The 23,359-nt window shown below is 28.4% G+C and carries 25 protein-coding genes; 18 read left to right on the forward strand and 7 right to left on the reverse strand.

Annotated features, from left to right (window positions below; genetic code table 11):
• Positions 1-42: 42 nt before the first annotated feature.
• Both ACI389_RS06840 and ACI389_RS06845 read right to left on the reverse strand, forming a co-directional pair.
• Positions 43-1,878, reverse strand: a complete 1,836-nt coding sequence (locus ACI389_RS06840; RefSeq protein ID WP_439780792.1) for a YhgE/Pip family protein — start codon at positions 1,876-1,878, stop codon at positions 43-45.
• Positions 1,879-2,139: 261 nt separating this feature from the next.
• Positions 2,140-2,307 (reverse strand): hypothetical protein, encoded by a 168-nt coding sequence (locus tag ACI389_RS06845; RefSeq protein WP_439780793.1) that lies wholly within the window; start codon positions 2,305-2,307, stop codon positions 2,140-2,142.
• Between the two features lie 212 nt (positions 2,308-2,519).
• On the opposite strand from ACI389_RS06845, the gene ACI389_RS06850 reads away from it, so the two are divergent.
• The 3 genes from ACI389_RS06850 to argB all read left to right on the forward strand — a co-directional run bounded on the left by ACI389_RS06850 (position 2,520) and on the right by argB (position 5,228).
• Positions 2,520-3,449, forward strand: a complete 930-nt coding sequence (locus ACI389_RS06850) for an SAP domain-containing protein (protein ID WP_439780794.1) — start codon at positions 2,520-2,522, stop codon at positions 3,447-3,449.
• 347 nt (positions 3,450-3,796) lie between these two features.
• Complete coding sequence (locus ACI389_RS06855; RefSeq protein WP_439780795.1) at positions 3,797-4,045, forward strand: hypothetical protein; 249 nt, start codon at positions 3,797-3,799, stop codon at positions 4,043-4,045.
• Positions 4,046-4,364: 319 nt separating this feature from the next.
• Positions 4,365-5,228: an acetylglutamate kinase gene (gene argB, locus ACI389_RS06860; protein WP_439780796.1), complete on the forward strand. Its 864-nt coding sequence runs from the start codon at positions 4,365-4,367 to the stop codon at positions 5,226-5,228.
• A gap of 16 nt (positions 5,229-5,244) precedes the next feature.
• On the opposite strand, the gene ACI389_RS06865 is transcribed toward argB, so the two are convergent.
• Together ACI389_RS06865 and aksF are read right to left on the reverse strand one after the other, a co-directional pair.
• Complete coding sequence (locus ACI389_RS06865) at positions 5,245-6,714, reverse strand: class I adenylate-forming enzyme family protein (protein WP_439780797.1); 1,470 nt, start codon at positions 6,712-6,714, stop codon at positions 5,245-5,247.
• Positions 6,715-7,704 (reverse strand): homoisocitrate dehydrogenase, encoded by a 990-nt coding sequence (aksF, locus tag ACI389_RS06870; protein WP_439780798.1) that lies wholly within the window; start codon positions 7,702-7,704, stop codon positions 6,715-6,717.
• 166 nt (positions 7,705-7,870) lie between these two features.
• Between aksF and ACI389_RS06875 the strand changes: the two genes are divergently transcribed.
• The gene (locus tag ACI389_RS06875; protein WP_439780799.1) at positions 7,871-8,335 is read left to right on the forward strand and encodes a HEAT repeat domain-containing protein; all 465 of its coding nucleotides are present in this window, start codon (positions 7,871-7,873) and stop codon (positions 8,333-8,335) included.
• Positions 8,336-8,391: 56 nt separating this feature from the next.
• Here ACI389_RS06875 and ACI389_RS06880 read toward each other — a convergent pair whose 3' ends face one another.
• Together ACI389_RS06880 and ACI389_RS06885 are read right to left on the reverse strand one after the other, a co-directional pair.
• Entirely contained in the window at positions 8,392-8,925 is a 534-nt protein-coding gene (locus ACI389_RS06880) for a TIGR00730 family Rossman fold protein (protein WP_439780800.1), read from the reverse strand.
• A gap of 13 nt (positions 8,926-8,938) precedes the next feature.
• The gene (locus ACI389_RS06885; RefSeq protein ID WP_439780801.1) at positions 8,939-9,493 is read right to left on the reverse strand and encodes a DUF2115 domain-containing protein; all 555 of its coding nucleotides are present in this window, start codon (positions 9,491-9,493) and stop codon (positions 8,939-8,941) included.
• A gap of 69 nt (positions 9,494-9,562) precedes the next feature.
• Here ACI389_RS06885 and ACI389_RS06890 point away from each other — a divergent pair, with 69 nt between their 5' ends.
• From ACI389_RS06890 to ACI389_RS06940, 11 genes are all read left to right on the forward strand, one after another.
• Positions 9,563-10,207 (forward strand): hypothetical protein, encoded by a 645-nt coding sequence (locus ACI389_RS06890; protein WP_439780802.1) that lies wholly within the window; start codon positions 9,563-9,565, stop codon positions 10,205-10,207.
• A 58-nt stretch (positions 10,208-10,265) separates the two neighbouring features.
• The gene (locus ACI389_RS06895) at positions 10,266-10,733 is read left to right on the forward strand and encodes a hypothetical protein (RefSeq protein WP_439780803.1); all 468 of its coding nucleotides are present in this window, start codon (positions 10,266-10,268) and stop codon (positions 10,731-10,733) included.
• Positions 10,734-10,849: 116 nt separating this feature from the next.
• A complete protein-coding gene (gene nikR, locus ACI389_RS06900; RefSeq protein WP_432645680.1) occupies positions 10,850-11,299 on the forward strand; it encodes a nickel-responsive transcriptional regulator NikR in 450 nt (149 codons plus the stop codon).
• 24 nt (positions 11,300-11,323) lie between these two features.
• Positions 11,324-12,091, forward strand: coding sequence for a methyltransferase domain-containing protein (locus tag ACI389_RS06905; protein ID WP_439780804.1), 768 nt, complete (start codon positions 11,324-11,326; stop codon positions 12,089-12,091).
• A gap of 9 nt (positions 12,092-12,100) precedes the next feature.
• Positions 12,101-12,583 (forward strand): hydrogenase maturation peptidase HycI, encoded by a 483-nt coding sequence (hycI, locus tag ACI389_RS06910; RefSeq protein WP_439780805.1) that lies wholly within the window; start codon positions 12,101-12,103, stop codon positions 12,581-12,583.
• Positions 12,580-13,674 carry an ATP-grasp domain-containing protein gene (locus ACI389_RS06915; protein WP_439780806.1) on the forward strand — a complete coding sequence of 365 codons (1,095 nt, stop codon included), beginning with the start codon at positions 12,580-12,582 and terminating at the stop codon, positions 13,672-13,674. The genes hycI and ACI389_RS06915 overlap by 4 nt, the downstream gene beginning before the upstream one ends.
• 66 nt (positions 13,675-13,740) lie before the next feature.
• A complete protein-coding gene (locus ACI389_RS06920; protein WP_439780807.1) occupies positions 13,741-14,823 on the forward strand; it encodes a glycosyltransferase family 4 protein in 1,083 nt (360 codons plus the stop codon).
• A 24-nt stretch (positions 14,824-14,847) separates the two neighbouring features.
• Entirely contained in the window at positions 14,848-16,278 is a 1,431-nt protein-coding gene (locus ACI389_RS06925; RefSeq protein ID WP_439780808.1) for a Mur ligase family protein, read from the forward strand.
• Positions 16,279-16,362: 84 nt separating this feature from the next.
• Positions 16,363-16,803, forward strand: coding sequence for a hypothetical protein (locus ACI389_RS06930; RefSeq protein WP_439780809.1), 441 nt, complete (start codon positions 16,363-16,365; stop codon positions 16,801-16,803).
• A gap of 57 nt (positions 16,804-16,860) precedes the next feature.
• A complete protein-coding gene (locus ACI389_RS06935) occupies positions 16,861-18,069 on the forward strand; it encodes a hypothetical protein (protein WP_439780814.1) in 1,209 nt (402 codons plus the stop codon).
• 36 nt (positions 18,070-18,105) lie between these two features.
• Complete coding sequence (locus tag ACI389_RS06940; RefSeq protein ID WP_439780810.1) at positions 18,106-18,537, forward strand: DUF356 domain-containing protein; 432 nt, start codon at positions 18,106-18,108, stop codon at positions 18,535-18,537.
• Positions 18,538-18,699: 162 nt separating this feature from the next.
• Here ACI389_RS06940 and ACI389_RS06945 read toward each other — a convergent pair whose 3' ends face one another.
• Complete coding sequence (locus ACI389_RS06945; protein ID WP_439780811.1) at positions 18,700-19,194, reverse strand: multiprotein bridging factor aMBF1; 495 nt, start codon at positions 19,192-19,194, stop codon at positions 18,700-18,702.
• 186 nt (positions 19,195-19,380) lie between these two features.
• Between ACI389_RS06945 and ACI389_RS06950 the strand changes: the two genes are divergently transcribed.
• The 3 genes from ACI389_RS06950 (at position 19,381) to ACI389_RS06960 (ending at position 22,769) form a co-directional block, all read left to right on the forward strand.
• Positions 19,381-20,619: a proteasome-activating nucleotidase gene (locus ACI389_RS06950; RefSeq protein WP_439780815.1), complete on the forward strand. Its 1,239-nt coding sequence runs from the start codon at positions 19,381-19,383 to the stop codon at positions 20,617-20,619.
• A gap of 139 nt (positions 20,620-20,758) precedes the next feature.
• On the forward strand, positions 20,759-21,709 hold the full coding sequence (locus ACI389_RS06955) for a PH domain-containing protein (RefSeq protein WP_439780812.1): 951 nt from the start codon (positions 20,759-20,761) through the stop codon (positions 21,707-21,709).
• A gap of 25 nt (positions 21,710-21,734) precedes the next feature.
• On the forward strand, positions 21,735-22,769 hold the full coding sequence (locus tag ACI389_RS06960; protein ID WP_439780813.1) for a TIGR01177 family methyltransferase: 1,035 nt from the start codon (positions 21,735-21,737) through the stop codon (positions 22,767-22,769).
• Positions 22,770-23,359 lie beyond the last annotated feature (590 nt).

Consider the following 23,359-nt stretch of genomic DNA (forward strand, 5'->3'; position numbering starts at 1 on the left):
TTTTATATAAAAAAATAAGAAATAGAAGTTAATAATTAACTTCTAAAATAATCCACTTTCTTTTAAACGTTCTTCGAAGTATTTGGAGGATTTATCTGCTTTTTGTTTGATAATTGATGCTACAATAATAGTAATTATTCCGATTGAAATAAGGATAGTTAATGCAGGAATGTAATTTGACCAAACAACTCCTAATTGAGCTTCACGTATTAATGTAATAGCATATGTCATTGGTAAGTAAGGATATAATGTTTGGAAGAAACTGTGCATGATTTCAATTGGATAAATTCCTCCAGTTCCAGATATTTGGAGCACTAAAAGAATAACTCCTATTCCTTTTCCTACTTGTCCTAATGCAGATATGATTGAATATACTAGAATCATGAAAATTACTGACACTAATACTGCTGAGAAGATAAATAATGGTGAATTAGCTATATGAATACCTAAAAGGTAAGCTCCACCTATTGTAACTGCGGCTTGGAGTATACTCATTATTATGAATAATACCACTTTACCAAAATACATTTCAAGAGGAGTATATTTTGTCCCTTGGCTTGTTCCCGGTGTAATCATTACACATGTAATAATAGCACCTACCCACATAGATAATACAATATAAAATGGTGCTACATCAGATCCATAATCTGGTACTGGGAAAAGTTCATGTCTATCTAATTTAATTGGTGAGTAGAAATAATCTCCAAGTTCGCTTTCGTTAATTCCAGTTACACTTGAAAGTGAGTTTGCAGATGAACTGAGGGCTCCTGCTGCTGAAAATAATGCTTGTGATGCAGAACTTGAAAGCATTTGAGCACCTGCTGCAAGACTTAATGATCCTTCAGCAAGTTCAACAGAACCTCCTGCTAGTTGATTTGCACCACCTGCAACAGCACTAGCTCCATTAGCTAATTTTGATGAACTATTTGCAAGTTTAACAGAACCATCTGCTAATTGAGATGAACCTTTAGCTAATTCTCCACTTCCATTTGCAAGTTTAATATTTCCTTCAACGTATTCTTTCATAGGATCTGGAAGTGTTGATGGATCCACTTTTGATTGAATTTCTTGTGATCCGTGTTCTAAAGTACTAGCACTTTCTTTGATAGATGATGAGCCTTTTTCCACATCACTTGCACCTTGATTAATTGCAGAAGAACCTTGTTGTACTTGATTAGCACCATTTTGGACTTGACTTGCTCCATTTTGAACTTCGCTCACTCCAGAAGATACTTGCCCAGCACCAGCAGATATTTGTGATGCACCTGCTGAAAGTTGACTTCCACCACTATATAATTGTCCAGCACCTGCTGAAAGGCCATCTTGCAGTTCTCCGAGTTTTCCATAAGCTGCAAGATTTATAATTTGAACAATTTTTGCATTAACTGTGGTATAAACTGTATTCGCACCACTATCAGTTAATTTTGTAGCTACTGGATTTGATTTAATATTTACAAGATATTCAAGTTTTGCTTGTTTTGGATTATCTGATGTAATGGAAGCTATATTTTCGCTTAGATTTTTAGGTATTATAATTCCCGCATAATAATCACCATCATGAACACCTTTTCGTAGTTCCTCTTCTGTTACAAACTTCCAATCAAATTTAGTATTATTTTTCAAATCTTTAACAATTTCATTTCCAACATTTAAATAGGTACCTTCAAATGTTGACCCATTATCGAGATTAGCTATTGCAAATTCTACTTCATCAGTATTTTCATATGGATCCCAACATGCTTGGATATTGAGAAGAGCATAAAGTGAAGGTAGAATAATTATTGCAACTAATACTAATATTACTATTGGATTTGAAAATGATGCTTTTAAATCATGTTTTATGATTTCAGTAATATTACTAAAATTTATTTTACTCATTTTAAACCTCAATTTTTTAATGTAATACATTTTAGGTCAATTTATATTTACAAGTTTGGGTAAGTTTTCATTGACTGAAATATTAATTGAATAAGTATTTCATATAAGCTTTAATTTCAATTTTGTATATTAAAATTTCCAATATTCTTATGAGAACTAACTCAATACTCATTATTAACCTATTATGTATTTAGATTGAAAACATATAAAATAGTATTCATAAATAAAATTTCTTTTAATTTATTTATGAAATTTTGAAAATTATAATTGAAAAAATTCATCACAGTATTCACAATAATAATTATACTTGTTTGTACAGCAGTTTCCAAGGATTATTTCATTTTCTAGTGATTCAATAGCTAATTCATCACTTGGTGGGCCATGAAAAACTTTTTTTAATTCTCTCATACATCTTGGACAGGACTTCATAATATTATATTATATTATAAATATTAATAAATTAACCGTAGAAATTGTAAATGACTTTCCAAACTATTTTTATAGAAAATTAGTTGAATTTTAGGCAAAACATTAAATTAATTAAACGATATAATAAAGTTATATAATTTCTTAAAGAAAGTTTAATTATTACAGTTGACAATTTTTAAAAATATTGTTAATTAGAGATAAAAGGTGTTTATGTGAGTGAACAAAAATTAGAAGTTTTTAATGTTTTGAATTTTTTAGATAATGGATATGAACTTGATGATATTTTAAATGAAGGTCAATTTGGAACTTTTCCTTCAGGACAAGATTGTATTAAATATATGATTGGTGAAGGATATCTTGAAGGGGAATTCAATGTCGCAGTCAGTAATGATGAATCAGTAACTAGTGAGGAAATATCCAAAAAATACACTGTTGCTGAATTAAAGGATATTTTAAGAGAAAATGGTTTAAAAGTTTCTGGTAAAAAACAAGAACTTATAGATAGAGTTTTACCTATATTAAATGAAGACAATGGAGAAACTTCTGATAGTACTGAGGATATATCTTCTGATTTAGTATTGACTGATAAAGCAAAAGAATTTTTAAAAGAAAATGAATGGATAGATTTATACATGTTTGCTCTTGTTGCATTCAGATTTGAAGATTATGAAGCATATAGAAAAAATTCCTCTGAAGATAATCTCAAAACTGCTTTAAAGTTTTGTGATGAAATTATATCTAGATCATTAATTAGTAATCAATTTTTAGTTTTCATTGATGCATTAACTGCAAAAGCACATGTTTATGCTTACAATAAAGATTATGAATCTTTCTTAGACTATGATTTGCAACGTTTCATTTTAGGATTAAATCCTATTGTAATGGATCCTCAAACTTATGCTACTTATAATGTTGTTGATTATGCAAATGTCATTAATTTAAAAAATGTATTAGAAAAACTTGATTTAGGAAGTTTGAAGAAAAGATTTGATAAAATTTGGATTAAATCTCACATTAAAAATATTACTGTACCTAAAAAAGCTTGTTATAAAATTTTACAAAGAGCAATGTCTGGTGCAGATATAGAAGAGCTTAATTTAGATTTAAAACAGAAATATTTTAATAAAAAGTTTGGAATTTAAAATATGAGAAATAAAGTTGTTGGGAACTATGTTTATTGTTTATAATTACTAGATAAATATATTTCTGCAACTTTAAAGATTTTCTTTTCAATACTTATTTTTTTATACTATTTTTTGAACTCGAAATTCAGAGTATAATTTTCTTTTGTTTTGAGTATTATTTAATCTAAGAATTTTTACAATATTTGAATCAGTAATTATTGAAATAAGTATTATATGTATATTAATGGATAATTCGTTAATTTTTATTTTATTATATGTACATATTTTTTCATCGTACATTTTTTTTAAGTTAATATAATAAAATTTATATGTTTTTTAACTAAACTATATTTGAAGGTGATATTATGACAAATCTAGATAAATCTGTTGAAGAAGAAATTTTAGTGATTGTTGAAAAATATCAGAAAGAAAACACAAAACTTTTGAATTACATTATTACTGATGATGAAATTACATTTTTCTCTCCATTAGGAAATGGTAATTCTATAACTGTAGAGGATTTACAAAAAGTTGCAGATATTTTAAAAGGTTCATTTAAAGGAATGCAAATTGTTAATCAAGAATACAGGTTCACTTTTGAACTTGGTTTGTAAGGGGTTAATAATCCCTATTTCTTTTTTTTATAATAATTTTAAATTGTATCATGGATTATTTTCTAATTATTTCTAAAATTCTCATTTTTTGATAGAAATAATTTAAATCCATTTTAAATACAAAATGAATTAAAAAAGATTTTATTTTAAAAATAGTGCAATAATGGTACTATATATGGGTTTTAGAATGTAATGTTAATAAATTAATAATATTACAAAAATAATTTTGATTATATTATGAAAAGAAAAATATTTTTTTAAGTATAAAATACTGTAAATTTATTAATGATTTAATAGAAATGTTTAATGTAGTGATTAGATGAAAGATATAGATGTTTTAATTGAAGCTTTACCATATATTAAAAATTTTCATGATAAAAAAATATTGATTAAGTATGGTGGACATGCAATGGTAGATGATGATGCAAAGTCCTCCACAGCTCGTGATACTGTTTTACTTAAATATGTTGGAATGAAACCATTAATTGTACATGGTGGAGGTCCTGAAATATCAAGATCTATGGATAAACTTGGTAAACAAGCTAAATTTATCAAAGGATTAAGAGTTACTGATGAAGAAACTATGGAAATTATTGAAATGGTATTGGTTGGTAAAATATCAACTGAAATTGTATCAGAACTTATTAAGCATGATGGTCAAGCAATAAGTTTATCTGGAAAAGATTCAAGTTTAATATTTGCTCATAAAAAAGAAGTGAAAAAGATAGATGAAGAAATAGTTGATTTAGGTCTTGTAGGTGAAGTTGATAGTATAAACACTGAGTTATTAGATTTATTTTTAGATAATAATTATATTCCAGTAATATCTCCTGTAGGGATTGCTGAAGATGGAACTAGTCTTAACTTAAACGCTGATACTGCAGCAGGAGAAGTTGCAAGTGCTGTTGGTGCTGAAAAATTAATTATTTTAACCGATGTTCCAGGTGTTTTAAGAGATCCTTCAGATCCAACATCTTTAATTCAAAAAATTAAAGTGGATGAAGTACCTGGTCTTATTGAAGAAGGTATTATATCTGGCGGTATGATTCCAAAAATAGAAACTTGTGTAAATGCTATTAATAATGGTGTTAAATCATGCCATATTATTGATGGACGTAAAGAACATTCTTTACTTTTTGAAATATTTACAACAAATGGTATTGGAACTATGGTTTATAAATAATTCCATACTACCTTTTTTATTCTTTAAACATTTTTCTTAATTCTCTCCTAAGTAATTTCCAACCATTTACCCTTGGAAGCTCATTAAGTGTAAATATCTTTCTTGGAACTTTATATCTAGATAAGTTCTCTCGAGCATAACTAATTAGTCCTTCCTCATCTTCATCATTTTTCCAAACAACTGCAGCTACTGGAATTTCACCTCTATGGCAATCATTTATACTGAAAATAGCTATTTCTTTAACGGCAGGGTATTTGATTAATACTTCTTCTACTTCTGTTGGATATATTTTCCATCCACTCATTACAATCATGTCTTTTTTACGATCAGTAATAAATAAACGATTATCCTCGTCAAGATATCCAACATCTCCAGTTAAAAACCAACCATCATCTAAAAATGATGATTTTGTTTTTTCTTCATTGCCCCAGTATCCTTTTGCAATTGCAGGTCCTCTAAGTGCAATTTCACCTTGTTCATAGTTAGGTAAAGTCATACTAGGGTCATGTTCATTAACAATTTTAACTTCAGAAAAACAAACGGGATGACCTACACTTTCAAATTTATCTGCTTCCCAATAGTCTTCTGGTCGAATAACTGTACCAGTACCAATAACAATTGTTTCAGATAATCCATAAGCATTAATAATCGGTATTTGATAAGTTTGATGGAAGTCTTTCCATATTTTTTTATGTAGTGGTCCACCACCTGAAATAATTTCACGCACACTTTTAAGTTGTTTGCGTGCATCTATTGTAGTTAATGAATGTATTACCGGAGGCATTCCAGTTAAAACAGTTACTTTTTCTCTTTCACATAATTCTAAATATTCATCAATATTGAATTGTTCAATTAAAATATAATAAGCAGCTGCTCTTAGTGCAGCTATTGCCCAAGATAAACCAACATGTGCCATTGGATATATTCCTAAAAATACATCGGATTGTTTTAAAGTTAAAACATCACACTCATTGTGTATTGCAGTAAAATAATTTCCATGAGTGAGCATTGCACCTTTAGGTTGTCCAGTAGTTCCAGAAGTGTATTGTAATTGACATAAATCATCCCAGTTAGTATTTTCAGATTCTAAAACTTCACAATTTTTAAAATTAGAAATGTTCTCTGGGATATATGTTTTAATATCAATAATGTCTTTTGCATCCATGTCAGTAATCATTAATTTTGCTTTTGAGTCGCTTACAATGTATTCGAGTTCATTAGCTGTAAAAACTCTGTTGGTTGGAATAGCTATTGCACCTATTCTCCATATTGCAAAAAGTGAAAATAAATATTCTTCAGAATTTTTTAAGTATATTAAGACTCTATCACCTTTTTGAATCCCCATTTCTTTTAATGTTCTGCCGATTTCAGAAACAATTGATAAAATTTCACTAGAATTATATTTTTCTCCGGTTGTTGGATTATATAATACATTTTTATCTAGACGTTTTGAATTTGCATCTAAAAAAGTAGTGATATTTAACATTTATATTAACTCCTTAACTATTGCTTTGGTGACTTCCATAGTTGAGGAATCTCCTCCAAGGTCTGGGGTTCTTATTTTACAGTCTGAAATTACTTTTTCAACTGCATTTTTCATGTTATTTGAAATTTCCCATTCACCTAAATAATCAAGCATCATTGAAGCAGAGAGTATCATAGAACATGGATTTGAAATATTTTTTCCAGCAATATCTGGTGCTGATCCATGAACAGGTTCAAATAATCCGTTGTGATCTCCAATATTTCCGGATGGGGCGAGACCGAGTCCTCCTACAAGTCCTGCACTTTCATCAGATAATATGTCTCCGAATAAATTAGTTGAAACAATGACATTGAAATTTTGAGGTTGTGTGATTAAATACATTGCTGTTGCATCAATATATAAATCTTCTGTAGTAATTTGAGGATAATCCTGTGCTACTTTGTAGAAACTTTCTTTGAATATGCCATCAGTCTTTTTTAAGACATTACTTTTGTGAACACAAGTAACTTTGCTTTGACCTCGTTTAATACATAAATTAAATGCTGCACGTGATATTTTCTCAGATGCTTTTCTACTGATTATTCTCTCAGCGATTACTTTATTTTCATCACCATATTCTGCTTGAGAATATAATCCTTCAGTATTTTCTCTAACAATTACAAAGTCAATATCATCACGAATTGCATTTACTCCTTTGTATGATTTGATTGGCCTTATATTTGCATAAACATTAAGTTCTTTTCTTAAATTGATAATTGGGCTAGGTTCTCCAGGTGTTGAAGTTGATGCTCCAAATAGTACTGCATCACTATTTTTAGCTATTTTAATTGTTTCTTCAGGTAATGTTGTTCCATTTTTATTAAAACAATCAAAGCCTGCTTCACCATAGTTAAAGCTAAACTCTAAATCTAACTTATCAAGTAAATATTCGCAGGCAGACATTACTTCTCTACCTATCCCATCTCCACTTATTATTGCAATATTATACATTGTCTCACTTATGATAATTTTTGATATACTATTAATATTGATTTAATTATATTTAAAATGATAATTGAATTTGTTCGTATGTCGCCGAAATATATTTATACATTAAGAATATATATTATATTAATTACTAAAATTATAGTAACTATATTCAATTTGAGGGATTAGAATGGAAAATACTACTGAAGAATTGATTGAATTATTAAATGATAAAGATGATTTTGTTGTTGAAGATGCACTTGGACAATTAGAAATGAAAGGTTCACAAGCACTTGATGATCTAATTGATGCATTATCACACAGAAAGAAAAATGTTAGATTACATGTTGCTACTCTTTTAGGTGCAATTAATGATGAAAAAGCTATTCCTGCATTAATTGGAGCATTAAAAGACAATAATAAACTCGTTAGAAGAGAAGCATCCACTGCTTTATCTCGTATGGGTGCACCTGCTGTTGATCCATTAATTGAAATTTTAGAAGATGAAGATTGGAAAGTAAGAGGAGCAGCTGCTTGGGCACTTGGAAACTTAGGTGATGAGAAAGCTATTCCTGAACTTGAAAAATTACTTGATGATGAAAGTGCTTTTGTAAAAACAGGTGCTAAAAGCGCAATTGAAACAATTAAGAAATGAACATTTTATTTCTTTTCTCTTTTTTTATAAATTTTTTTAGATGCGTCCTATGGTTTTTAAGATGATTCTAAATACTCAAAGATTTCATCTACTGTATTTGCAATTTTGACAAGATTGTCATGGTTGAATAGGAATCTTTTTTGCACCATATCATCAAACATATCAAACATTTTATTGTAAAAACCATCTATGTTAAAAATAATAATTTCTTTATTATGCCTTTCGAGTTTTCTAAGGACTATTGTTTCAAAAAATTCATCTAAAGTACCAATTCCGCCAGGTGCGATAATAAATACATCAGATTCTTCTAAAAATTTATTTTTTCTTTTATCCATGGATTCAACATAAATAAATTCACTACAATTTTTACATAATTTATCGTAGTCCTTTATCCATTCAGGAGCTATTCCGATTAACTTTCCATTATTCTCTAGAACTCCTTGAGCACATGCACCCATAATTCCATTGTCTCCACCACCATAAACAAGAGTATGGGATTTTTGAGCTATTAAACAGCCTAATTTATATGCAGCATTGGTATAAATTTTATCTATCTCAGCACTTCCTGATCCATAAAGACAAATTCTCATATTTTTCAATTTCCTAAATATCTGGTGTTTGTTCTGCAAGGCATAAATGACAAATCGCATTAACATTGTCTGCTTGTTTATCTTTAACTGGGCATAAAAATTTCCCATTTCTTTCTTCCACTTTTAAACTACCTGGAAATTCACTTCCAACAGGGTGAATTGGTTCTTCTAAAATAAATGTGGTGTATAATGAAGTAATAACATAAATTAATGGAAATTTATCTTCTTCTGATGAACTTATTCTTTCTTTTTCGAAGACTCTTTCAAGCATTGGAAAAGATTGATCAAAAGCTTTTTTATCAATGTTACTATCATGATTATATTCTTCTTTTTCTAAGACTTCTCTCATACGCATGATAAAATATTCAATATAAACTTTTAAGTATTTTTCACGGTAGTTAGCATGAACATATTCTCCATCTTTTCTCATTTGTGCTGTAGCCATCATTAAGTCGTATACTGAGATGATATTAGCATATTTTTTTAATAAATTCATTAGTTCTTTTTTTGTAATGGTATCTTGTGAAGATAATTTTTTAAGTTCAAATAGTATAGACTTACTTTTCATGATTTTATTATAAAGTTTAATAAATAAATACTTTTAACATGATATCAAAAATATTAATGGGGTAATGAAATGTCTGAAAATTTTATGGAAATTACAAAAGAAGATATTGAAAATATTGATAATGCATTAAAAAGTAATGCTGATTATAAATTAAATAATACTAAATTTGACATCAAATCATTTGAAAAAGGTAAAGAGATTAGTTTAATCCAATATGTTGCAAATGTGGAAAATGAATTAGTTTTTCAAACAAAAGAAGAAAATGGTAAATATTATATCTCAGAGATATTTAGTTTATTTATGAATAATATTATTAATGGAAATGTTTCAAGAGATGTTTTTCATTCAGTAAGTAGTTATTTCCATGATGTTATTGCAGATGAGAATAATGATTTTGAAGATGAAAAAGAAGAATTAATTAATTTTTTAGTCTTAACTGAAGAATATGATGCAAATAAATTGGAAATTGATTTAGATCCTTCTAAAATACGTCAAGACTATAAAAAAGATCATGATGAAATTTACTGTGATGATTCTTTAAACAGAGTCCAAAAAAGTTTAGCGTTAAAAGAGTTATTGCATATGTCAATTTGTCAAGTTGTTAATGATATTGATTTATTTTTCACAAGGCCTTATGATTTAACTCCTGAGGAAAATGCTGAGAAAAATAGACAAGAACAAGAAGCACTTGAAAATGAATTACAATTATCATAAATATTTAAGTATCATTATTATTATATTATTTAGTATAAAATTAAATTTTTCTGATTGTATGATAACTATTACCAAAAAAGAAGAAGTGGTTTTAGATCAAGTTAAAATATTTAACTTGGAATATCCTGATGGAATCCCAGTAAATGTTTTAAAAAAGGAATTAGGATTTCATGAATATGATTTAGTTCAGATTCTTGAAGAGCTTCAAGATAAATGTTTAGTTGTTTTTAAAGATAATAAAGTTAGTTTATCTGGAAGTGAAAAGGAAATTAATACTGTTAATTCTAGAAAGGATGTTGAAGAGTTAGAACTAAATTTAAAAGAAAAAGAATCTTATAATTTAATCAAAAGTTTAGTTGATGATAAAAATTTAATTTCAAAATACATCCTTGAGGGTCATTTACTTTATGGTGATTTGAAACTCACTAATTTTAGGATGTATCATATTATATTATCTCTTCAAAACAAAGGTCTTCTAAAACCTATTGATAAGAGTGATGGCGAGTATTATTTGTTAGTTGAATAATATTTTTCAATGAATTTTTAATATTATTGTTAATAATATTTTATGAATTAATCATAATATTTATATACTTAATTATCCTACATATAAGTAATAATTGATTTTTAATGTGTATTATTATGATGAGAATAAGTATGTCATTGCCAAAAAAATTACTCGCTAATTTTGATGAAGTATTAAGAGATAGGGGATATCAGTCTCGTTCAAAAGGAATTCGTGATGCACTTCAAGATTATATTGTAAGATATCAATGGATGAATTCTATGGAAGGTCAAAGGATAGGTATTATAACTATTATTTATGATCATCATTATACTGGTGTTATGGAGAATCTTGCTGAGATTCAACATAGTTTCAGAGATGAAATTAATAGTAGCATGCATATTCACATGACTGATAAGTATTGTATGGAAATTGTTGTGGTAAATGGGGATATTGTCAAAATTCGTGATTTAACTGAAAGAATCATGAGGCTTAAAGGAGTTGAACACGTAAAACTCACAAGTACTGCAAATGGTGAAGAATTCAGTGAACCTGGTCATTCACATGATCACGATCATCACCATTAATTTCTTTTTTTTTATTTTAGTGACATGAAATTTAAAACAACACCATACCATTTTGATTTACTTAAAGATAATAATAGATTATCTGCTTTTTTTGAAGCTATTGCTGATTATGAAGGAAATAATGAACTAGCTTATGATTTAGGATGTGGCAGTGGTATTTTATCTTATTTTTTAAATGAGTATTTCGATGAAGTTATTTCTTTTGAAATTGATAAAAAAGCATATGATTGTGCTAAAGAAAATTTAAACTCATTTGAAAATGTCCAAGTAATTAATTCAGATATTTTAAAATATGATTTTACAAAAAAAGCTGATTTAATTGTTTGTGAAATGTTGGATACTGCATTAATTGATGAGGAAGAGGTGCCCGTTCTTAATTATGCTAAGCAATTTTTAAAAGAAGAGGGCATGATTATACCTCAAGGTATTATTAACACAGTTGAACTTGTTAATCTTGAAAGGAATTATATTCATTGGGATGAAGGGGCAAATTATGAGACTTATTCAAAACCAATAGTTTATTGTGAATTAAATTTTTTAAATGAAATTAATCCAAAATTGGAAGTTGATTTGACATTAAAAACAGATAAATCAGGGATTATTAATGGATTAAAGATTACAAGTTACACTAAACTTAATGATGATTTAATTGTAGGACCATTACCTATGTTGAATCCACCATTGTTAATACCATTAGATGAAAAGTCTGTAAGTGTAAATAATTTAATAAATGTAAGATTAAAATATATAATGGGGAATGGAATAGAAAGTATTCATACTGAATATTATTAAGGTGATATATTGTCTTTTGATTTAGAATTAAAGAGTTTTTTAGTTGATTTTAAAAAATTAATGGTATTGGGTGTTGGTAATGAGCTTAAAACTGATGATGGTGTAGGACCATTTATTATTAAGAAACTAATTGAAGAAAATATTGAAAAAGATAATTTAATATTAATTAATGCAGAAACAGTCCCTGAGAATTTCACAGGTAAAATTAGAAAAGAACAACCAAGTCATGTAATTATAGTTGATGCATGCTTAATGGGAGCTCAACCCGGAGATATCAAAATTGTTGATAAAGATGAATTTGCAAAAATTGGTATTTCAACACATTCAATGTCATTATCTTATTTTGTCAAATATTTAGAAAGAGATAATGATTTTAAAATAATATTTGTTGGAATTGAACCTGAAACTATGGAGTGGGGTGAAAAGCCGACAGAAAATGTTGAAAAAACAGCTTTTTATTTCGTTGATTTATTAAAGGGGAGTATATTATGAAATTATTATTTATTGGTTCAAGATTATATGATGATATTGATTGGTATGTAAAAAGAAAAAACATTGAAAGTGTTTTAACTGAATCTAATGAAAATGCTATTAATCTTGATTTGCCTGATCAAGTATTTATTGTTCCTCGTGGAATGGATGGTCCAAAACAAGTTGCATTAATGCAAAAAGTTGATGCTATTGTTCCATTAATAGGAATTGATCCTCCATTAATAGATGTTGCACACATGAAAGAAGAAATTGAAGAGGAATATGGGATTCCAGTAATTGCTGCTGGAGTAAGTGCAGTGGAATTAACTTCTGATAAGATTAAAACTAAAAAATTTTATCAAGAAATTGGTGTAGTAACTCCAGATTACCAAATATTGAATAGTCCTGAAGAGTTAACATTAGATTTTCCAATTGTATTGAAGCAGGGTGAAGGTCAAGGTGGAAAAGATATTAAAATTGCCAAATCGATGGAAGATGTTAATGAATACTTTGAAAAATTCAATCAAGCATTATGTGAAGAATTTATTGAGGGATCTGAAATTTCTATAGAGGTATTAGGATTTAATGGAGAGTATGTTGCTTTGCCTCCGATATATAAAGGTGAAACTACTTTTGAAGGAACACATCCATTAAATAAAGTTAAAACAGGTCCTTGTATGGTTCAAGGATTAGATAATAATTTAGTCCAACATATTGCTTATAAAATTGCTAAATACTTGGATTCTGATGGTATTTTTGAGATGGATTTCATGTATTCTGCTAAAAATGATCAATTATATGCTATTGAGGTTAATACTCGTCCTAATGGTACAAGATATTTAACAACTGCAACTTGTGGTGTTAATTCATTATGTGAATTGGTTAATATGGCTATTGGTGAATTTTCATTGGCAAATATTTCAGATAAATTAGGATATTATTATTCAACTGAAATTCCAATTGGTAATTATGAAGGTCCAGCTCCAAAAGAACCTGCAAAATCATTTGAAGACAATAACTTTATTGTTCATGGTCCTGAAGGTTATCAAAGAGTTACTGCAAGAGCTAATTCTAAAGATAATCTTGAAAAGTTAGTTTCAAAATTGATATAACTATGTATTATAAGTTATAATTATATACTATTATCAATAGATATTTTAATTAATTTAAAAGATTTATTGTGTGGTAAAATGAATAATACAGACATGTTAATTATTTTTTTAATAACATTATGTGCTACAATATTCTTTACATGGTATGTTAAAAGGATATTAATTAAGGCAAGGATTGCTGATAATCCAATAGTTAGTGAACATAGACATAAGAGCGGTACTCCTACAATGGGTGGTATTGCATTTTTATTTACTATTTCTTTAATCATAGCATTATATTATCAGAATACTCCAATTTTACTTGTATCTTTTATAATGCTTGCAGCAGGAATTGTAGGTTTAGTTGATGATTTAATTGGTCTTAAAGTTAAAGAAATTCAAAAAATTGTTGTAAATAGTTCTGATGAGATTATTACTCTTGGAAGATTAGATGTTGAACCTGGAGAAGAAGTACGTGTTGCTACTCCTAAAGCAAAAGCTGAAATTGATAATTTACTTAAAGAGGGTAAAGTTGAAGTTATTGGTGAAGTTCCAATTAAAACTGAGCCGGAGGAACTTGAGAAAATCATCTGTCAGATTGTATTAGGTTTATTCTTTGCTTTAACTGGTATTGTTACAACAATTGGTGGTTTTGAATTAGGTATTTTAGCTATTCCTGTTGTAATAATTGCTATTATTGGTTCTATTAATTCTGTTAATCTTATTGATGGTATGGATGGTCTTGCAGCAGGTATTGTGGGAATTGCTTCAATTGCTTGTTGTGTGTATGGTTATCTATTTGGACCATTAACAATTATTCCACCATTCTTAATTCTTGCAGGTTTATGCTTAGGATTTTTAGTATTCAATAAATATCCTGCATCAATATTTATGGGAGATACTGGTTCATTTGTATTAGGTACTGGTTATGCAGCTGCTGTTTTAGTGTGTGATGTTCCTTATTTCGGAGTTCTCGCATTAGGAGTACCTATTATTTCAGTAGTAGTTAGTTTGCTTCACAGAGCAAATATTATTAAATTGCCTGTAGAACCATTGCATCACACTTTAAATCATTATGGTATGTCTGAAACAAAAATTATAATTAGTTATTGGGGAATTACAATATTATTATGTATAATTGGTATTCTTGCTAAAATGTATATATTTTAATTCTCTTCTTTTTTGAGTGATAATATGGATATTCAAGAATTAGTCAGATTAGTCGAAGGAAAACTTGTGGGGAATGTTGACTTTTTTTCAATAGAAGGGTTTTCAGGTAGATTTACTTTTTTAAATGATGCACACACTGGAGATATTGTTGTAAGACATTGGATTGATAGTGTTGGTGTTGCAATGGCATTTAAAAAAAATATTGCATGTTTAATAACACAGAATCCAAAGGGTGATGCTATTGAAATGGCTGAAAAACTTAATTTTCCATTAATAATTACAGATAAAATTGAACTTGCTAATGCTTTAGCACTTTCACATGCCATTAGTAAATATTCACCTAATTCAACTAATATTATTGTAACAGGAACAAATGGTAAATCAACTACTTCTCATTTAATATATCATATTTTAAATAGTAGTGGTTTTCATGTTCTTACAAATACTGACAGTGAATCTGAATTTAACACGTTAATTGATCCAATGGTTGCTAAATTGATTTCTGATGAAGTTAGGAAAAATGGTGAATTAGATTATTTAGTTATTGAAGTTTCTGAAGTTCAAGGTTGGCTTGGAAAATTAATGAAAAATCATGCAGCATTAATGAGTGAAGCTATTAAACCACAAGTTGGTGTAATAACAAATATTGAAATGGATCATGTGGGTCTTGTAAATTCTATTGATGATGTATTTAATGAAATAAATGAAGTCCCAAAAGTATTTGAGGATGGAATATGTGTTTTAAATTATGATGATGAATTAGTAATGAGATTAAATGCAAAAAATCCATTTTATACTTCTATGTCTAAAATGAATTGTTTAAATGCAGTCTATTTTGATGAGGGTGCTATTTATTATAAAGAAAATCCAATTTTAACTGTTGATGAATTACCATTTACAGGTAAACATTTTATACAAAATATTTTATCAGCTATTGCTGTATGTATCTCTTTGGATATAGAAATGGATTGTATTATTAGGGGAGTTAAATCTTATAAAGCACTTAATAGGAGATTTACAAAATTAAATGATGAACCGTTAATTTATGATGATTTTGCACATAATCCAGATGGAATTAAATCAACAATTTCTGAAACTCTGAAATTACTTCAAAATAATCAAAAATTACATGTTGTATGCGCTATTAGAGGTTCAAGAGGTGTTGAAATTAATCAATTAAATGCCGAAGCTCTTGCAGAATCTATGAGGGATAATATTGAATTGATTTTATCTTCAAGTAATGATGTTGTTGATAATTTAAATTGGGTTAATGAAGAAGAAAGAGAAGTTTTCTTTAATGTTTTAAATGAAAATAATGTTCGTTATGTTCATTTTGATAATTTAAAAGATTGTTTAAGTAAAGTTTATGAAAAAGCTGATAAAAAAGATATTATTTTATTGATTGGTGCTCAGGGAATGGATCCTGCTGAGTCAGTTCTAAACGAGATAAAATAAATATAAATATTAAATTAACTCAATATAATAAATGTATAAATTGATTCTTTTTATAAAAGAATATTGATACAAGAGGAAATAATCATGTTTATAAAGATTAGAAGAGACACATTAATAATTTTATTATTGGCGTTTATTTTAATTCTTTGTGGTCGTTTGATTACCTATGTTGCATTTGCATCTTCTGATGAAATAAATGATGGTATTGCTATTTCGGGTGTTATTATTAAAGGTAATGATATCGTTCCAGTTGATACTATTAGATCAAATGTTATGCAAGCAGGTTTTAGGGATGGTAGTGTAATTTATGGAGATATTCTAAAGACTTCAAAAAGGGAAGTGTCACTCCAAGATGCCATTCAGACGGCACAAGAATTTGCAACACGGTCCACAGTACCAGGTACATCTGTTCAACCTATTACTGCAGCGGATGTTCAAGTAGATAAAAATACTGGTGTAGTTACAGTTACTGTAATAGAAGACTTTTCATCTGTGAAATTAGATAATAAAACAAGTGGTGGGTGAATAAAATTGAATAAATTTAAAATATCATTGGTATTTTTTGTTATATTCTTGTTGACAATGAGTAGTGTAGCTGCTACTTGTAATATTATGGTCATTACTGATCCTACTGGACAAGATCCTAATGGTGCAGCTGCTGGAAGTATGTCTTTTGCAGACAATATGTTCCAGTCAACTTTCTTATTATCTAGAACTAATCATTTTACTGTGCTATCTGGAGGTACTGGTAGTTCAGATACTAGGTTAGAGTCTATTGTTGATGCAGTTGCTAGTTTGGAGAATAATGCTTCTGCAGCATCTGCTGCTTCTTTAGCATCTCAATTTAAAGGAGCACGTCTGCTTGTTGGTGGTCCGAATATCGGTGCTGCTATTGGAGGATCATTTGATGCATATGTAATTACAGTTGATGATTCAAGTAATGAGATTAAAGTGACTCCATATAATAGTGGTGTAGCAACATTACAACCTGGTCAAAAAGGAGCTATTATTCACTTGAGGAATACAGTAGGAAATCCGTTGTATGGTACTGCAGATTCTGTAAGAAAAGAAACTGCAATGAATATTGGTAAAATGATTAGAGATGGTTATCCTGCAACTACCATTCTCGCGGAAGCTATGGGTGAAGTAGCTAAAGATTCTGGTGAGAAATATGGTGGGGGTGGAGTAAACCTAGTGTCAGGTATTTCAACTTCTGACATGTTTACACCTAAAGAAATGAACTCCACGGGTTATCCAATGGATGAAGCATATTCAAAGGTTTGTGATGATTGTGGATGGGCAATGGGATTCCCTGGGGCAGAAGCATATGATAAATGTCCTGTTTGTAATAGTAATGTGCGAACTGTTTATGCATATCAAGCGTTAGGTGATGCATTAACTGTTAGTTCTAAGGCGGTTAGTGTTTCAGTCTATGGAAGTGATAGGCCAGGTTTAGCTGAAACTACTAAAGAGATTGTCGAAGCATCTGTTTCTAAATATGGGTATGATGCATCTGCGATTGCAGGTTCAATTAATAGAGGTATTAATAATGGTCTTTTAGTGGGTGTTGATCATGTTGAACCTAAAGATATTAATGTAAAACAAGGTTCAAAAGCTGTTGGTGTTTATTATAATTCACTTCCTAGTGAGAGATCATCTCCTTCATGGGATTTACCAATTGATGGAAACATTTTAACAATACTTGGAAGCATCCAAACGGCTGTTGGTATTATCTTGATTTTATTAGTATTATTCAGAAGTAGATTGCTTAAATCTTTCCAAAATAGGTGATAAATCACCTTTTATTTTTTTTATATGGTGTTTAATATGGCATTAATTTTAATCAGAGGGGAAACTAATCCAAAACTACTTAATGCAATTGCGGATATGGAACGTCATGGTAATTTGAATTTAATTACTCGACCTAAAGTTGTTGACTCTAAATTTGCAGATTCATTGGTTGAAAAAATTTTAAATTCAAAACTTAGAACAAAATCTAAAGTTGCTACTGCTTTTTTTGTAAAAGAAGATACTACCTTGAGTATTATGCAAGTAAAAAAAATTCATCCTCCAGCACATGTAGTTGTTGTTAGTGATGAATATGATGGTTATTATAAATTAAAGAAATTATTGGATAATGCTAAAGTATTCCAAGGTTATTATTCTCATAAAGCAAAAAATGATGGTTTAATAGATTATTCTATTAAAGGAAAAAAAAGACATGTTAAAAATGAAAAATTAAACAGTTATGTTAAATAAGTCACTTAAGTAGTGACTATACTTTTTTTTATTATTTCATCTCAAATATTAGATATAGGAGATGTAGAAAATCAAAAATTGATTATTATTTGTATTGTGTAATTATTTAAAAGAAGAAGTTATAGAAGCTATAACTCCTACTTATGTCTTAACTAGAAAAAGTTATTTCCTTTTTATTTTCATTATGCTTCCTAAGGTACGTTCGCCTGTAGAAGTATTTACGAATTGATTCAAATCAACATTATTTATTTTTTCAAGAAGTTTTATATTTAAAGCCTTTTCAATTTTTTTTGTTAATTTAGTATCTGGAGTCATTTTTCCAGTTTCAATTCTAGTAATAACAGATAATCTTTCATTAATTTTTTTAGCTAAATCTTCACGAGACCAATTTTTTGATTCTCTTGATTTTCTAATTTTTAATTCAAAATCTTCAATTAATTCTTCTGAAGGTTCATCCCTTCTAGAATAATTATTAGTTTGTTTAGCACTTTTTGCTTTTTTCCCTTTTGGTTGTTGTCTAAATTTTGGTTGAGATGGTGCCTTTTGTATTGTTCCAAGTTTTGAACATTCTTTACATACAACCATAACTGATCCTTCGATTTTTGCTCTTATTGGATTATCTTCAGGTACTGTTTTACCACAAATTTCGCATTCCATATTAATCAGTTTCCTTTATTTAATTTTAATAAATAATATATATCATTAAGTTATTAAATGTTTGTTGATACAGTTGTTAAATGAATAATTTTATATACTTTAAAATTACAAATTGTTATTAAAGTAGAATGTTATGAAAAATTTATTCGCTAACTGGAGATGATTCACATGGATGATTTTAATGATTTGGAAAACTCTTCAAAAGAACAATTAATGGAAAAAGTAGAAGATTTACAAAATGAAATTGAATTGTTAAGAGAAGAAAAATCCAAAGCAAAAAGTAACTTAATGTGGAAAGTTAGGAAATTAGAAAAAGATAAAGTCTTAATAGAAAATGAAAAGATTAGACTTGAGAGAGAAACTAAATCATTACGTTCAGAAGTTGATAGGTTTAGATCTCCACCTTTAGTGTTAGCTACTATTACTGAAGTTTTAGATGATAATAGAATGACTGTTAAAAGTAGTACAGGACCTAGTTTCCTTGTTAATTACTCAAAATTCTTAGATGAAAAATTATTAGTCCCTGGTTCAAGGGTTGCATTAAATCAACAAACTTTTGGTATTGTTGAAGTTTTACCATCTGAAAAAGATGTTAATGTTTCAGGAATGGAAATTGAAACTAAACCAGATATTACCTATGAAAAGATTGGTGGTTTAGAAGAACAAATTAGAGAAGTTAAAGAAACTGTGGAATTACCTTTAACTGAACCAGAATTATTTGAAAAAGTAGGAATTGAACCACCTAAAGGAATATTATTATATGGTCCTCCTGGAACTGGTAAAACATTACTCGCAAAAGCAGTTGCAAATGAAACTAATGCTACTTTCATTAAAATTGTTGCTTCAGAGTTTGTTAAAAAATACATTGGAGAAGGAGCAAGATTAGTACGTGAAGTATTTGAACTTGCTAAAGAAAAAGCTCCAGCAATCATATTTATTGATGAACTTGATGCTGTTGCAGCTAAAAGACTTAAAAGTTCAACCAGTGGGGATAGAGAAGTTCAAAGAACATTAATGCAACTTTTAGCAGAGTTAGATGGATTTGAATCAAGAGGAGATATTGGTATTATTGGTGCAACTAATAGACCAGATATTTTAGATCCAGCATTATTGCGTCCTGGTCGTTTTGATAGATTTATTGAAGTTCCACTTCCAAACATTGATGGAAGACGCGAAATTCTTAAAATCCATACTAAAAACATGTCTTTCGATGATGATGCAGATATTGACTTACTTGCTGATTTAACTGATGGTTTATCTGGTGCTGATTTAAAAGCAGTATGTACTGAAGCAGGTATGTTCGCAATTCGTGAAAAACGTGATAAAATCAGTGTTACAGACTTTATGGATGCTGTTGATAAGGTAATGAGCAAAAATAAAGAAGATGAAATGTTCAATACTGAAGCTGGAATAATGTTTGGATAATTAATTTAATTATTAATGAATAAGCCTATGATGAACCCTATGAGCTCTGATATGTGATGAATGATGGGCGAGCTGAGGCTTATTTATTTAATCTTTTTTTCTAAAACTTTATTTAAAAGTAAATTCTAATATTATAATCATGTTATTTAATAAAAATGAGAACAAAGCTAATGAACGAATTATTTATAAAACAAAATCTAACATGATTTTTGGCTGTAAAAAGGCAATTTTCGCTCTAGTTTTATTAATTGCTATTTTATCTATTTCACCAGTTGTGGTTAAATTTGTTGGTAAAATGCAAGTGTATTTAATTTCTCAAATTCAACTACCATTAACTAGATATGCAGCTATAGCTTTTTTTGTTATCATTCTTATTATTGTAATATATATTATATGGCAGATTATGGGTTGGTATTCTCTTGAGTATATTTTAACTGATTCAAAAATCATGGTTAAATCTGGTGTCATATCAACTAAAAAGAATTATATGCCTTATGCTACTATTCAAGATGTGAATACTTCTCAAAACATTCTTGCAAGATTACTTAATATAGGCACTGTATCTGTCTTTAGTGCTTATGATAATAATCAGTTAGAGTTAAAAAATATTTCAAATCCTTCAGAGATTGAGGATATAATATTCTCATATATGCAAGGTTCTAGAAGTTTCCAACCTCATCAACATAGATCTTTTTCGTATCGTCAAGAGGATAATTACTTGGATGATGGTGATTATTTTAATCGAGATGAAATATATGATGAATTCGAACCAATTACTCCTATTAATCGTGAAAGGGATATGCAAAGAAGAGATTATGAATATTATCCTGAAGATAGGAGTTTTAGTCAAACAAGACACAAATATGAATATGAACCATATGAGGATAAATTTGAAAATGAGGTTAGTAGGGTCATTGAAGAATTAGAACCTAAAAATGATTATTATTCTAATGAGGTACAAGAGGACTATTTCTATGAGGATGATTTTCAAAATCAGTATAATAACGAAGAAAGTGAATTTTCAAATATAGATTTGGATGAATCAAGTGAAAAGGTTATTAGGAGACATTTTGATAAATTTAATAAATAATATTTTTTTATTTTAGGTGAATTTAATGGAATTATTATGTATACAGTCACAAGAACATTCACAATTGCCTCTTGCAGAGTTAAAAGCTGTTATAGAATGTGAAAATATTTCAGCAGATATAGAGGTTATAACTGAAGGGTTAGTTATTTTAAAAAATATTTCAGAGGATAATTTTAATTCTTATTATGAAATTTTAACTAGAAGGTTAGGATATACTCATGAGGTGCATGAACTTATAAAAGAATCTAATCTTGATACTTTTGATGAGGATATGTTATCTATTAACTGGTCAACATATATTGATGAGAATTTTGCTGTTCGTGTGAAAAGATTCCATACGAAAATTGATACTGTGGAAACTGAAAGAAATGCTGGTTCTTTAATTCTTTCAAATTGTGATAATATTAAAGTTAATTTATCAAAACCTAAAACATTGATACGTATTGTTGTTTTTCAAAATGAGTTTTATATTGCTATTGAGAGATTTAAATTAAATAAAAAACATTTTGAAGATAGCAAACCACATAAAAGACCCTTTTTTTATCCAGGTTCTATGAGTCCAAAGTTGGCAAGATGTATGGTTAACTTGTCAAGAGTCAAAAAAGACCAATTATTACTTGATCCATTTTGTGGAACTGGTGGAATTTTAATTGAAGCAGGATTAATTGGTTGTAAGGTAGTTGGATCAGATATTTATTGGAAAATGAAAAATGGTACTTCAATTAATTTAGATTATTATGGAATTACGGATTATCGAACATTTAATCTGGATGTACGTGAACTTAAAATGTATGAAAAAGTAGCTGCTGTAGTTACTGATCCACCTTATGGTATTTCTACATCTACTGGAGATATTGAAGGTGATGATATATTTAAAGAATTTTTTAAATCTATTTATAATAACATGAAAGATGATGCTTATCTTTGTATGGCTAGTCCTCATTATGTCGATTTAGAGCCAATTGCTAGTGAGGCAGGGTTTGATATTGTAGAACAGTATGGAATCAAAATGCATAGAAGTTTAACTAGAATGATTTCCGTTATTCGTAAAAAGCATTAGAATAATAAGTATCTTTATATACTAGTTATTTTATGTCTATGCTGAAATATCTAAAACTTCATTGTTTTCTTTTCTTTTATTATTTTCTTTAATTATCTTTTTTTTAGTTAATGTTTTATTATTTTTTTAAAATTATTTTATAAATATAATATTTTAAGGTTTATTTATCAAAATATTTAATAAAAATTTTTATTTTGATTAAAAAATTAATATAATTAATTATTTTATTTTTTTAAAATATTTTGCAATATTTTATAATTACTTTTGTTAATAAAATTTGTCCATCTATTAGATGTACTATATGTTATATGGCGATGACCTAAGTATATTGCATAGAGCAATGTTTACTATGATGGTTGCATTCCACATGTAGTTATAATTTATGAGTACTTGAATTTCTCAAGTATGATGTTAGTTTTGTAGATGTGGTGAATTATTTACAATTTTATTTGTTTCAAATTTATGTGTATACTCGTCTATATTTTTTAGCGTACTTCATAATTTCAATTTAATATTAGCTTATTATGATCTGTTATGTGTTCAATTCTGTTTGATCCTGGCAGATGCTACTGCTATTGGGATTCGATTAA

Source organism: Methanobrevibacter sp., from assembly GCF_051877095.1.
Classification (GTDB): Archaea; Methanobacteriota; Methanobacteria; order Methanobacteriales; family Methanobacteriaceae; genus Methanocatella.

Coding starts and splice junctions, on each gene's coding strand:
- ACI389_RS06895 (WP_439780803.1), top strand. CDS start 10,266: ATGATAACTATTACCAAAAAAGAAGAAGTGGTTTTAGATCAAGTTAAA.
- ACI389_RS06885 (WP_439780801.1), bottom strand. CDS start 9,493: ATGAAAAGTAAGTCTATACTATTTGAACTTAAAAAATTATCTTCACAA.
- ACI389_RS06855 (WP_439780795.1), top strand. CDS start 3,797: ATGACAAATCTAGATAAATCTGTTGAAGAAGAAATTTTAGTGATTGTT.
- ACI389_RS06865 (WP_439780797.1), bottom strand. CDS start 6,714: ATGTTAAATATCACTACTTTTTTAGATGCAAATTCAAAACGTCTAGAT.
- ACI389_RS06915 (WP_439780806.1), top strand. CDS start 12,580: ATGAAATTATTATTTATTGGTTCAAGATTATATGATGATATTGATTGG.
- ACI389_RS06845 (WP_439780793.1), bottom strand. CDS start 2,307: ATGAAGTCCTGTCCAAGATGTATGAGAGAATTAAAAAAAGTTTTTCAT.
- ACI389_RS06905 (WP_439780804.1), top strand. CDS start 11,324: ATGAAATTTAAAACAACACCATACCATTTTGATTTACTTAAAGATAAT.
- aksF (WP_439780798.1), bottom strand. CDS start 7,704: ATGTATAATATTGCAATAATAAGTGGAGATGGGATAGGTAGAGAAGTA.
- ACI389_RS06945 (WP_439780811.1), bottom strand. CDS start 19,194: ATGGAATGCGAAATTTGTGGTAAAACAGTACCTGAAGATAATCCAATA.
- ACI389_RS06925 (WP_439780808.1), top strand. CDS start 14,848: ATGGATATTCAAGAATTAGTCAGATTAGTCGAAGGAAAACTTGTGGGG.
- ACI389_RS06840 (WP_439780792.1), bottom strand. CDS start 1,878: ATGAGTAAAATAAATTTTAGTAATATTACTGAAATCATAAAACATGAT.
- nikR (WP_432645680.1), top strand. CDS start 10,850: ATGATGAGAATAAGTATGTCATTGCCAAAAAAATTACTCGCTAATTTT.
- ACI389_RS06955 (WP_439780812.1), top strand. CDS start 20,759: ATGTTATTTAATAAAAATGAGAACAAAGCTAATGAACGAATTATTTAT.
- ACI389_RS06875 (WP_439780799.1), top strand. CDS start 7,871: ATGGAAAATACTACTGAAGAATTGATTGAATTATTAAATGATAAAGAT.
- argB (WP_439780796.1), top strand. CDS start 4,365: ATGAAAGATATAGATGTTTTAATTGAAGCTTTACCATATATTAAAAAT.
- ACI389_RS06930 (WP_439780809.1), top strand. CDS start 16,363: ATGTTTATAAAGATTAGAAGAGACACATTAATAATTTTATTATTGGCG.
- ACI389_RS06935 (WP_439780814.1), top strand. CDS start 16,861: ATGAGTAGTGTAGCTGCTACTTGTAATATTATGGTCATTACTGATCCT.
- ACI389_RS06880 (WP_439780800.1), bottom strand. CDS start 8,925: ATGAGAATTTGTCTTTATGGATCAGGAAGTGCTGAGATAGATAAAATT.
- ACI389_RS06890 (WP_439780802.1), top strand. CDS start 9,563: ATGTCTGAAAATTTTATGGAAATTACAAAAGAAGATATTGAAAATATT.
- ACI389_RS06960 (WP_439780813.1), top strand. CDS start 21,735: ATGGAATTATTATGTATACAGTCACAAGAACATTCACAATTGCCTCTT.
- ACI389_RS06940 (WP_439780810.1), top strand. CDS start 18,106: ATGGCATTAATTTTAATCAGAGGGGAAACTAATCCAAAACTACTTAAT.